20 protein-coding genes are annotated in these 10,049 nt (G+C 69.7%); 13 read left to right on the top strand and 7 right to left on the bottom strand.

Annotated elements, in window-relative coordinates; all coding sequences use genetic code 11:
• Positions 1-98 precede the first annotated feature (98 nt).
• Positions 99-854: a hypothetical protein gene (locus tag ACFC0G_RS20105; protein ID WP_376405010.1), complete on the top strand. Its 756-nt coding sequence runs from the start codon at positions 99-101 to the stop codon at positions 852-854.
• Here ACFC0G_RS20105 and ACFC0G_RS20110 read toward each other — a convergent pair.
• Positions 851-1,342: a hypothetical protein gene (locus ACFC0G_RS20110; RefSeq protein ID WP_376405012.1), complete on the bottom strand. Its 492-nt coding sequence runs from the start codon at positions 1,340-1,342 to the stop codon at positions 851-853. The two genes, ACFC0G_RS20105 and ACFC0G_RS20110, sit on opposite strands and share 4 nt — an antisense overlap.
• A 286-nt stretch (positions 1,343-1,628) precedes the next feature.
• On the opposite strand from ACFC0G_RS20110, the gene ACFC0G_RS20115 reads away from it, so the two are divergent.
• Together ACFC0G_RS20115 and ACFC0G_RS20120 are read left to right on the top strand one after the other, a co-directional pair.
• Positions 1,629-1,880 carry a hypothetical protein gene (locus ACFC0G_RS20115; RefSeq protein ID WP_376405014.1) on the top strand — a complete coding sequence of 84 codons (252 nt, stop codon included), beginning with the start codon at positions 1,629-1,631 and terminating at the stop codon, positions 1,878-1,880.
• A gap of 230 nt (positions 1,881-2,110) precedes the next feature.
• On the top strand, positions 2,111-2,770 hold the full coding sequence (locus ACFC0G_RS20120) for a hypothetical protein (protein WP_376405016.1): 660 nt from the start codon (positions 2,111-2,113) through the stop codon (positions 2,768-2,770).
• Here the strand turns inward: ACFC0G_RS20120 and ACFC0G_RS20125 are convergent.
• The 5 genes from ACFC0G_RS20125 to ACFC0G_RS20145 form a co-directional block, all read right to left on the bottom strand.
• Entirely contained in the window at positions 2,767-3,006 is a 240-nt protein-coding gene (locus ACFC0G_RS20125; protein ID WP_376405018.1) for a hypothetical protein, read from the bottom strand. The two genes, ACFC0G_RS20120 and ACFC0G_RS20125, sit on opposite strands and share 4 nt — an antisense overlap.
• Entirely contained in the window at positions 3,003-3,518 is a 516-nt protein-coding gene (locus ACFC0G_RS20130) for an FxLYD domain-containing protein (protein ID WP_376405020.1), read from the bottom strand. The genes ACFC0G_RS20125 and ACFC0G_RS20130 overlap by 4 nt, the downstream gene beginning before the upstream one ends.
• Positions 3,519-3,580: 62 nt before the next feature.
• Entirely contained in the window at positions 3,581-3,763 is a 183-nt protein-coding gene (locus ACFC0G_RS20135; protein ID WP_376405022.1) for a hypothetical protein, read from the bottom strand.
• An 85-nt stretch (positions 3,764-3,848) separates the two neighbouring features.
• Positions 3,849-4,052, bottom strand: a complete 204-nt coding sequence (locus tag ACFC0G_RS20140) for a hypothetical protein (RefSeq protein WP_376405024.1) — start codon at positions 4,050-4,052, stop codon at positions 3,849-3,851.
• Positions 4,053-4,054: 2 nt separating this feature from the next.
• A complete protein-coding gene (locus ACFC0G_RS20145; RefSeq protein WP_376405026.1) occupies positions 4,055-4,342 on the bottom strand; it encodes a hypothetical protein in 288 nt (95 codons plus the stop codon).
• 152 nt (positions 4,343-4,494) lie between these two features.
• On the opposite strand from ACFC0G_RS20145, the gene ACFC0G_RS20150 reads away from it, so the two are divergent.
• The 10 genes from ACFC0G_RS20150 (at position 4,495) to ACFC0G_RS20195 (ending at position 9,223) form a co-directional block, all read left to right on the top strand.
• On the top strand, positions 4,495-4,881 hold the full coding sequence (locus tag ACFC0G_RS20150; protein ID WP_376405028.1) for a hypothetical protein: 387 nt from the start codon (positions 4,495-4,497) through the stop codon (positions 4,879-4,881).
• Complete coding sequence (locus tag ACFC0G_RS20155; RefSeq protein WP_376405030.1) at positions 4,874-5,128, top strand: hypothetical protein; 255 nt, start codon at positions 4,874-4,876, stop codon at positions 5,126-5,128. Before ACFC0G_RS20150 ends, ACFC0G_RS20155 begins: the two co-directional genes overlap by 8 nt.
• Positions 5,128-5,286: a hypothetical protein gene (locus tag ACFC0G_RS20160; protein WP_376405032.1), complete on the top strand. Its 159-nt coding sequence runs from the start codon at positions 5,128-5,130 to the stop codon at positions 5,284-5,286. The genes ACFC0G_RS20155 and ACFC0G_RS20160 overlap by 1 nt, the downstream gene beginning before the upstream one ends.
• Positions 5,286-5,540, top strand: coding sequence for a hypothetical protein (locus ACFC0G_RS20165; RefSeq protein WP_376405034.1), 255 nt, complete (start codon positions 5,286-5,288; stop codon positions 5,538-5,540). Before ACFC0G_RS20160 ends, ACFC0G_RS20165 begins: the two co-directional genes overlap by 1 nt.
• Positions 5,540-6,382, top strand: a complete 843-nt coding sequence (locus ACFC0G_RS20170; RefSeq protein WP_376405036.1) for a protein transporter Sec31 — start codon at positions 5,540-5,542, stop codon at positions 6,380-6,382. Before ACFC0G_RS20165 ends, ACFC0G_RS20170 begins: the two co-directional genes overlap by 1 nt.
• Positions 6,382-6,942: a hypothetical protein gene (locus ACFC0G_RS20175; protein WP_376405038.1), complete on the top strand. Its 561-nt coding sequence runs from the start codon at positions 6,382-6,384 to the stop codon at positions 6,940-6,942. The genes ACFC0G_RS20170 and ACFC0G_RS20175 overlap by 1 nt, the downstream gene beginning before the upstream one ends.
• Positions 6,939-7,451: a hypothetical protein gene (locus ACFC0G_RS20180; protein ID WP_376405040.1), complete on the top strand. Its 513-nt coding sequence runs from the start codon at positions 6,939-6,941 to the stop codon at positions 7,449-7,451. The genes ACFC0G_RS20175 and ACFC0G_RS20180 overlap by 4 nt, the downstream gene beginning before the upstream one ends.
• Positions 7,448-8,023, top strand: coding sequence for a hypothetical protein (locus tag ACFC0G_RS20185; RefSeq protein WP_376405042.1), 576 nt, complete (start codon positions 7,448-7,450; stop codon positions 8,021-8,023). Before ACFC0G_RS20180 ends, ACFC0G_RS20185 begins: the two co-directional genes overlap by 4 nt.
• 61 nt (positions 8,024-8,084) lie before the next feature.
• Positions 8,085-8,945, top strand: a complete 861-nt coding sequence (locus ACFC0G_RS20190) for a hypothetical protein (RefSeq protein ID WP_376405044.1) — start codon at positions 8,085-8,087, stop codon at positions 8,943-8,945.
• Positions 8,946-9,031: 86 nt separating this feature from the next.
• Positions 9,032-9,223 carry a hypothetical protein gene (locus ACFC0G_RS20195; protein ID WP_376405046.1) on the top strand — a complete coding sequence of 64 codons (192 nt, stop codon included), beginning with the start codon at positions 9,032-9,034 and terminating at the stop codon, positions 9,221-9,223.
• 152 nt (positions 9,224-9,375) lie between these two features.
• Here the strand turns inward: ACFC0G_RS20195 and ACFC0G_RS20200 are convergent, their stop codons facing one another.
• Positions 9,376-9,924, bottom strand: coding sequence for a hypothetical protein (locus tag ACFC0G_RS20200; RefSeq protein ID WP_376405048.1), 549 nt, complete (start codon positions 9,922-9,924; stop codon positions 9,376-9,378).
• Positions 9,925-10,049: the final 125 nt, after the last annotated feature.

Raw genomic sequence — 10,049 nt, forward strand, 5'->3', positions numbered from 1 at the left:
CAGACATGCGAGAGGGGCGCGCCTCCAGACCTCCCCAGGCCAGGCACGCCCCACACGGTGCCACCACCGTACGCCCCACCAGCACCCCGGAGCGCACCATGAACGACACCCGCACCACCGCCACCCAGCTCCAGCAGATCGCCCGCCTCTGGCCCGACCTCCACGACGCCCTCGGCGACCGCACCCAGCACGCCTGGCCCCCGCCGCAGCTCCGCGACTACATCGCCGGCCTCGAACGGGACGCCCTCGACGACCCCGCCGCCTACAACACCGCCCGCCGCGGCCTGGAGCGCTCCCCCGACCAGCTCGGCACCCGCCCCATCCCCATCAGCCTCCGCGTCCACGACACCATGCGTACCGTCGAGGCCGCCCTCCTCGACACCGCCGACCGACTCGCCCGCTCCGTGCAGCGCGCTCCGATCCAGCCCCCGCCGCCGGCCCGAGCCGCCGCCGTCCGGACCCGCGGGGAGCGCCTCGTCTGGGAGGACCGGGCGCGCCGCATCGAGCAGGCCCGGCAGGACTCAGCCGACCCGCGCCGTTGGCACACAGTCGGCGGCGGCCGGACCGCGATCCGGGCCGCGCTGTGGCTGTCCGGACGCGCAGCCGGATCGTCCGGACCGTTCCGGCCGTTGCGCGAGGCCGAGCAGCGGCAGGTGGCGACCGTCGCGGCCGGCGCCCTCGGGCGCGTGGAGTCGGTGCTCGACCTGGCGGACCAGAGGCGCGAACTCACCGCGGAGCACCCGTGCCAGTGCGGCGGGACGATCGAGATGTACGGCGGGGCCGGCGCCCGGCCGGTGGCCCGGTGCAAGCGTTGCGGGGCGATCTGGTCAGAGGGAGGGGTAGTTGCGGCTTAGCGCCTCGGTGGCACGCGAAGCGGCAGGTGCTCCTCCTGCCCGTCCCACTTGGCGAACAGCTGAGCCGGGACGGGCGAACCTGCCGCGCCCCTCATTTGGAAGTCGATGGCTTCTCCCGCTGAGAGAGACAGACCTTCCCTACCCCGGAGCTGGAACAGATACGGCAGGCCGTCCTCTCTGAACGAGACGTTTGCGGCTGGCGCGTTGCCGTCGTTCTTCAGCCGGTACCGATATGCGCCCACGAACTCCACTGCCAATCGGACCCGTGGCCGTGCAGCTTCAGCCTCAGCTGCTCTCTGTTCTGCTTCCATTCGGCGTTGATCGGCCAATGCGGCCTCGGCGACATCTGCCGACCGCACGGACGCAGCAGCAGCCGTCTCGGAAGCATCGGCCGACCGCTTCCCGTCCCCTCGTGTCTTGATCGCAACGCCCAGCGCCGCCGCCGATATGACGAATGCCGCCCATGCGGGTGTGTCTCCCCAATCCATGGCGAGACAGTACGTCACCGTTACTCAGGGATGAATCTTCAGTGGCGATGCCAACCCGAGCCCAGGCCTCGGCGGCGCCATTCGAACGGCAGCCATCACGCCGAGCGGTCTACGGCGGGGCCGACACGGACCAGTCGCCCGATGCGACGGGCGAGGCCCGTGGCGCGGGGACGGGAGGTTGGGGGGACGTAGGGCCGTCGCCAATTTCCACGAAACTGACCCACTTTCAGCGAGAGTTGCCTAGTCTCTGCGAGAGCGGCGCACGCGGCGCCGAGGAGGAGGGGTCATGACTGACGGCACACCGCGGGTACTGCGCGTCTCGTTCGAGTTCCACGTCGATCGCGAGCTCAAGAAGAACATCCAGTGGGGCCGTATCGAACGGGCCCTCGAAGCAATCACGCACCGAGTCATCGGCATGGCCGAGACCGTCTTCCCCTGGGCCTGGAAGGTGACCGTCCGCAAGCAGTGGGTCTACAACTGGGCCGACGACACGGAGAGCCACATCCTTCCGTCGACGAGCGACAACACGCCTGCATGACTCATCCTGGCCGCGGCTCCGGAGCCCACATCTTGGGGCCAGCACCCGGCCAGCCGCCCAATGCAAGGGCGCGGGGCGATGTGGCACGAAGGCGGGGTGGTTGCGGCGTAGGGAAGCACTACTATCACCCCTGACCTTGGGGGGGGACATTGAACAGCTTGAAGAGCCTGTGGGATCGCGCTCCACGTCAGACGCGGAGGCTAACAATGTGGTTGGCGCCAGCAGGCGTCGTGCTGGCAGCCATTGGTATCACCGGTGACTTCATGAAGTGGTGGGAAGGCAAGTCCTTCCTCACGAACCTCCTCAGCAGTCTGACCGGTATTGCCTTCGCCATCCCAGTCGCCCTGTTGATCATCAGCAAGTTCAGCGACGAGCAAGCCCGAGCCACGGAGCTTTCGAACGCCCAGAGGTTCGCCCAGAGCACCCTGGACTCCTTCTTCAAATCGGTCCGAGACCTTCAGCCCTTCATCCTTGGACTGAAGGACATCGAGCAGAACGTGGGTCGGGTCGCTAGCTCTTCTAGCGAAGCGGGCGATATCGAAGGCGCAGCCACTCGGATCCGTGCGCTTGCAGATGAGTACTACGACCTGATGCATGTGCCTTCCGGGGAGTGGGAAGCCCTGCATGCCGTGGCCCGGCCTCGGCTTGCCCAGTGTGGAGTTCGCTGGCTCGCGGAGGCCGATGTTGCAAGGATGTCGACTATGGCCAACGGCCCCCTGAAGGCATTTCTGGAGATGATCGAATCGCCAGGGCCCGACGACTCCGGGTCTTCCGAAGTCGCGGCGCTCGATGTTCTGAGAGGTGCCAAGCTGACGCTCATTGGACTGGAAACCCTCAAGGACATCGCAGACGCACCTGCGACCGTGAACTGGCTTTACAAGATCGGCTAGCTGAGAAGGCGGCCTAACCTCCAGCCCCGTCTGAGGGCGAGCTCCAGCCCTCGGCCGCCGCCGCGCCACTCGATCGGCGGCCACTTCTCCGCGTCGAGCCAGCCAGCCCGGCGGAGGAACTCAATCACGTCCTTCATCGCGTACGCCATGCCGGAGATCTCGCCGTCGATCCGGACTCGCCGTCCGCCCTGGTCGTCCGGCAGGTACACGACGACCCGCGGCTGCTCCTCGCTCACGAGGCGTACCGAGTGACGTCCGTGACTCGGCAGGAGATCTCGGTCGTCACCTGAGTCAGGCCTTGCGCCGTCACCTCGGACTTCTGCCCGGGCGCCAATCCGTTCGACGACGCAAGAGCCTCACCCAAGCGCTTGTTGGACGCATCGACGAACTCGACGTTCACGATGTAGTTGCTGGGCTTGCTCGATCGATTGGTGATCAGCAGTTCCGCACTCGGCCACTTGGTTGCCGAATCAACCGCACATGCCGTGATCCGGACGTCTCCACGGGCGCCACTCTCATCCGCTGGCCCCTCCCGCTCCGCTGACTGTGTAGCCGGGCCTGTCGGAGTCCTGTCTGACTCGTCGTCGCCGCCGGCAGCCGTGAGAGCGATCGCCAAAACGACGACCAGCAGGATCAGGCCGAGGCACGAGAATCCGATGACCTTGCCCGTGCTCCTCTTGCGAGGCGGGGGCGGCCCTCCCTGGCCAGGCGGCTGGCCCCACCCGGGCGGGGGTGCTTGTTGCGACATGAGCACAGCGTCCGCCTTGTTCAGGTGGGACGCATCCGGACCGGTCCGGACAGGCGAACCGTCTACTCCTCGGCCGGCACCCGCGCCGCCAGGTCTCGCGCCAGTTGCTCCGCGGCGCGGCCTTCGGTGGTGTCGTCGCTGAAATGCCGCAGCAGGCCGATCAGCTCGGCTGCTTCGCTGGCGGTGAGCAGGGGGAGGCGGGTCTGGTCTGGGTAGGTGCCGGTGACCGGCAGGAAGGTGTCCACGCTCGGACAACGTGATGGACGGGGGTCCGGACACGACAAGGCCCCCGCCGGACGAATCCGGACAGGGGCATGCGTGCGGGCGCGGCTACAGCTTGTTGCGCTCCAACGAGAAATACAGCACCGCACCTTCGAGACCTCCGAAGGTCGTCAGCGCGATGTCGAAGGCCGTGTCGTACAGGTTCTGCCGGGTGTGGTCCTTCCCCGCCACCAGCACCCCGTTCGTAGTACGAACCTGGGTGGAACCGCGTGAGGTGTGGAACTGAAGCGTGATCACGTAGTGGTACTCCACGTTCACTCCTCTTCCTTCTTCGGCCGCTTCGACCCCGAGCCGGAGTAGCCCTTCATGATGTCCTGCACCGTGCTGAACGACAGCTCCAGCTCGGCGCCCACTGAGCGGAGCGACGCGTCCGGGCGTGCCATGAGCTCGGCCACCGCTCGCTGCCGCGCCTCCTTCAGCGCCTTGTTCCGTCCTGGGAGCGCCTTCAGCACCTCGCTCAGCGCCTTCGCCCGCTCCGACGGGTCGGCAATCTTTTCGAGCGCGTCGATGGCATCGAACACCCGCTGCGCCTCCTCGCTCATCCGGCCCCTCTCCTCGGCGGGCCACTTCCCAAACTGTAGGGGGTCCCCCTACAGTGACGGAAGTAGCCCGCGCTGCTGATGCAGAACGGCCCCGGTCGGTGTGTGAGAGCCCGGCCGGGGCCAGCCCACCCCTGAGTAACCAGGAGAAGGCCATGCCCGAGCGTATCGGCGCCCACGCCACCCTCACCAGCCACCCAACCGCCCGCACCCTCCTCGCCACCCGAGTCCGGCGCGCCCTCGGCCTCCGAGGCTCCCTCACCCTCCAGCACGACGAGACCCCCACCCGCGTCACCGTCTGGTCCCTCCACGAGCTCCAGGACGTCTACGCCCGCGTCGGGGGCACGGTCACCCTCACCCAGGCCACCCGCACCGTGTCCGACGGCACCGAGTACACCGTCATCGAGACCACCCTCACCACCCAGCTCCCGGGCCTCGCCATCGCCGAGATCACCACCGACTGGGACCCCCACACTGAGCTCGACGGCTACGGCCTCCCCGTCATCCGCGACTACGCCGCCGCCGGAGCCCGCCGTGGCTGACCAGACCCGCGCGCTCCTCCGCGACCTCGCCAACTGCCTCGACGGGCAGTTCCGCGAAGCGCCGATGACCAAGCGCCTCGCCGACGCCCAGGCCCTCATCGTTGCCGACGCCGCGTTCGGCCCCGGCACGTACTCGGAGCTGGCCGAGCGCCGCCTCCTCGACAAGCTCCCGCCGATCCTGCCGGGCGACACCCGCGACGCCTACGCCCAGCGCCTCCGGCTCATCGCCGAGGAGGTAGCGGCCTGATGGACACGCCCACCTATGAGCCCGCCCCGGAGCCGGACCGCACCCCGCGGCCGAGCCAGATCATCGACACCCCCGCGACGCCGGCCGCGTGCGCCCAGGACTACGCCGCGGCGTCCGACGTCCGGGCCGCGCTCGACAAGCAGCGGAGGGCCGCCTGATGCGCTTCCTGCCGCGCCGCCGCCCCACCGTCACCTTCCCGCCCCCCGCGCCCGTGCCGCTCCACACCCCGGGCACCGAACCCCCGCCGGGTGCCATCTCGCTGGAGGTCGCTCTCCACATCGCCCGCCGCGCCCTCACCCGGCACAGCAGCGCGAACGTCCACAGCAAGGTCGCCATGTTCCACGCCGCGGTCGACCTGGAGCACGCACTCCGCACCCTCGTCACCGCCCTCGACCACCCGCAGGACACCTGATGCGCACCCGCACCGAGCGCCGCGAGCGCCTCGTCCCCCACACCATCGACGGCGAGACGAAGATGGTGAAGGAGCCGTACGACGTGGAGGTACCCGTTCCTCCCCGGGACTGGGACCAGATCGTCCTCACTGGCGCCCTCGCAGTCGTCGTCGTCTTCCTCGCCATCGTCATCGTCTGGTCGACCTCCTCCATCGGCGACCTCCTCGCCCGCGCTGTCTCCGAGCCGGCCATCGCCTACGCCGCCGCCACCGGCTTCAGCCTCGGCTGGATCGTCTGCATGGCCCTGGAGTGGCTCGCCCGCTACGACCCCGTCCGCATCAAGCGCCCGCGTACGGCCGGCCACGTCTTCCTCGCCGCCGACATGGCCGCCGTCTGCGTTCACGGTTGGGTGGCTGACTCGCTGAAGGTCGGCGTCATCGGCGCGGTCCTGTCCGGCGGCGCGAAGGCTCTGTGGACGCTGGTGCTTGACCACCAGGCGACGCCGCTCGATGCCCGGACGCAGCAGTGGGTCGCCATCAAGCGCGGGGAGGTGAGCAGCCGTCTCGCCCTGGGCGCCGTCCGCCGCCAGCTCACCCGCGCGGAGAGCCGTGCCGCCGCCGAGGAGGTCGCGCTCCGGACCGCTCCGGATCCGCGTCCGGACGAGCCCGAGGACGGTCCGGACGCTGACGTTCTGCCGCTCCCGCCCGGCGCCGTGACCGCGAAGGACGCCGTCCGGACCGCGTGGGAGGCCGGATTCCGCGACGAGGACGCGATCCGCCGTACGGCCAGCACCGCGCTGGGCCGCCCGCTCTCTCCTGACACCGTGTCCCGCTACGTACGCGCCCTCAAGGTCGGTGCCTGATGCCCGACCTGCCGATCGTCCCGACGCGGATCATCCCCGCGGGCGCGCCGCTTCCCGAGCGGCCGCCCGGCCCCGGCGACATTCCGCCGTGGCGCGCCCCGGCCGCGCCGCCCGCGCCCCCTGCCCCGCCCGTCCCGCCGACAGTGATGACCTGGCACGAAGCCCCGCCGCCCGGGCCCATCGAGGTCCACGTCCACTTCCTGCCCGTCGAGGAGCCGCCGGAGCCGTCCCGGCGGGAGCGGCTGTGGGCCTGGATCACGAGCATCGCCTCCCCCGGGAAGATCAGCCTCGCGCTGCTCGCCGCGCTCGTCCCGATCCCCGGCGTCGGCTACAGCCTCGCCGGCGTCTGGGCCCACACCGTCGGCGAGGCCCGCACCGAGGTCGGCGCCCCCTGGGCCTACGCCCTCACCACCGTGCCCCTGCTCCTCGGCGCCCGGCTGCTGCACCGCACCCGCGCGCTGCGCCACCTCATCGGAGTCGTCATCGCTCTCGTTGGCCTGCTCTTCGGCGCCCTCGACCCCTTCGACCTCGTCACCATCACCACCGGAGTCACCCGATGAACCAGGCCGCCCTCACCCTCACCGGACTCGCGCTCACCCTCGTCATCCTCTGGGCCAACCTCCGCCCCTGGTGGACCGGTTCCAGGGACCCGAAGATGCTCGCCCCCTTCGGCAAGGGCGCCGCTCTCGGCATCCTCAGCGCCATGTGCGCGGGCGGACTCCTCGGCTTCCTCTCCGGCTGCGCCCCCGCCGTCGGCAGCGCCGCCGGCTCGAAGGCCGTCGGCGCCGTGACCGGTGCGCAGTCCAGCACCGCCCTCGCCCGCGGATCCCTGTCCGGCAGCCTCAGCGAGGAGGGCGCCGTCGTCGTCTTCCTCCTGACGGTCGGCGTCGTCTTCGCCTGGAAGAAGGCAGGGAAGGACGACAAGAAGCGGATGGCCGGCGGCGCGTTCTGCGGCGCGACCCTCTGCGCCACCGCCGGCATCGCGGGCGCCCTCAGCTTCCTGCCCGACCTCGTCAACCAGGCCGGGACCGCGGGCCGGGCCGCGTTCGAGAGCGCGGGTGTCCTGTGATCAGCCGTCTCGCTGCCGGGTGCGCGGTCGTTGCTCGGCACCGGTCCGAGGCCCTCGCCGCATGGGTCGCGGCGGGGCGCCGGGACGACCTAACGGGCTGGCGCGCCGCCCTCGGCCCGGTCGTGCGGCTGGTCTTGCTCGGCACCGCCGCATACGTCGCCCTGGCGGTGCTGCGGGCGCTGCCGTGGCTCATGTGGCTCCTCGTCGGGTGGTGGCTGCGGGCGGCGTGGAAGGCCTATCCCGCATTGGCCGAAGAGGAGCCCGAGAGCACCGCGGAGGCCCCCGCTACGACCTCGCCCGAGGCTGTGTACGACGCCACTCTTATCTGGGTCCGCAACCAGGTCGGCGACCGCAACGGAGTACACCTCAGCGACCTCCTCACCCACGCCCACGCCCACCACCTCCTCATCGGCCTCGACCTGCCCGCCTTCCGGGCCGCTCTGGAACGCTGGGGCATCCCCGTCCGACAGCAGCTGAAGGTGGGCGGGAAGAACCGGCCCGGCATTCACCGCGACGATCTTCCGGACGTCCCCTCCTCCACGACAGCTACGCCCACCGCCAAAGCAGCCTGATACCCCGCTCTACCTGCGCAAATACCAGGCCGCCTACCGGCCACTACCCGATGAGGTATCCGTGACTACCCGCCCTCGCACCGGCTTCGTGTACACCCTCACCGACCCTCGCGACGGAACCATTCGGTACGTCGGCAAGACCAACGGCCAACTCCTCACCCGGCTCGCCCAGCACCTTGCGTCACCGACCAACCCGGCCATGCGGGTGTGGCTCAACGCGCTCAGCCTCCAGGGCCTGACCCCCGAGATCACCGCCGTCCGAACCGTCTCCGTCGACGAGCTCGCCGCCGAGGAGACACGCCAGATCGCCTCTCATGCTCAGCGCGGGCACCGGCTCCTGAACTCGCCGCACTACCACCAGCACCTCGCCGATCTGATCGGCGTCCGCGCGGCCATGCGCACCGCGGCGGGTCCGCCGGCCGAGCAACACGGGCGGTTCGCCGCGTTCCTGTACGGACGACTCGCCAGTCGGCGGGCCTCCGGCAGCATCAGCAAGCTGGCCGCGGCGGCATACGTGATCGGCACGGGTCCTGTCTTCCTGGTTGGGGCGGCCGGAGTTGCCCTGTGGCGCAACCGTGCCGTCCGCGCGACGGTGTTCGTCGCCCTCGTCGCTAGCTACCTGATGGACGTCGGCTTCGACCGGCTGGCGCAGGACTTCCTGGTGCCGTACCTCCATCTGCCTGAGTTGGCTCTGTTCTGGCACAGCTATCTGACCGAGCCGCTGCGGACGATCGGGGTGCACCTGCTGGTCTTTTCGCCGGTCGTCTCGGGCGCCGCCTACAAGACGATCGCGGACGCAGCAGGCGTTGATGCGCGAACGAAGGTCCCGGAGCAGAGGAAGTCCGTGGATCTCAGCAGCCACGACACTGCCGCCCGCGCTGCGGCTGCCCTGGACGCGGCTCTCCCGAAGCGCTCCTCCTGACGGCCGTTCGTTGCCCGATCCGCCCGTCTCGTACGGGCGGTGAGGGGAGCCGGAACAGCCCGGACCGAGCAGCAGAGGAGGACACTGTGTCCGACTACGACGACATGACCAACGCCGACGTCTTGGACCCCGCCGAGCTGGCCGAGTTGGAACGCGCCGACGAGTACCGCCTCGACGCCGAGGACGAGGCGCGTTGGGCCGCCGAGGACGAGGCCGCCGCCGCGCAGCCGGCCGACGACGAGCCGTGGGACGGCCTCGCCGACGGCGAAGAGCGCTGACCGTGGGCGAGTTCAAGGCCACGATGTCGATCGGCGAGCTCCGGCAGCGGAATGAGACCAGCAAGGCCGCCGTGAACACCCCGCCCCTCGCAGCAGCCACCGAGGAGCGGGGCTCTGCTGTACCTGCGGTTTCAGCACAGACGCCTCGGGCGCTATGCGGACGGGGTCCCCTCCTCTTCCTGGGGCACGCTTTCCAGCGCCCCTTCAGCGCTGAGACGCCATCGCTCGCCATCTTCATCGCTGAAGAGGACACACAAAGCACCCGTGAACTCCCCCTCGGGAGGCGCGAATGCGTAGGTGCGCCCGGCCCCCACGATCTGAACCGGCGTCTCGAAGTCGCCGCGCAGCAGTTCATGATTTCCGAGGCCCGAAGGGACCACCTCGTGCGCCTTCGGCGACGGGAGCTCGCCGAACATCGCAGTCACAGCGGTGATGGGTGCGCTGCTGGCGTTCAGGACGCGGAGCATGTTGCCGTACCAGTCGGCACTGATCTGGCGAGCATGCGCAACCCGGCGGTCTTGTGCCTGAGCACTGAGCGCCTGCCGTTCCAGAGCAAGGTTGGCCGACTGTTCGGCAATGAACTGACGCTGCTCGTCGATCTGCTGCCGCTGACTCTTCAGCATGCCCCGCGTGTAGTAGGCGGCGGCCGCCGCAAACGCTCCAGCGACCCAAGTCGGGGCGTCACCCCAGTCGATGCTCATGAGCGGAACCTAGCGGCCTGCACTGACACCCCCGACGGGGAAGTTACCGTTCGATTCTGCACCTAGTTGCAAAATAGTCGCGCATGCCGCATCCTGGAGCCGCTTCCGGCGTGCCCGGACACGAA

Origin of the sequence: Streptomyces sp. NPDC056169 (assembly GCF_042268445.1) — a bacterium.
Lineage (GTDB): Bacteria > Actinomycetota > Actinomycetes > Streptomycetales > Streptomycetaceae > Streptomyces.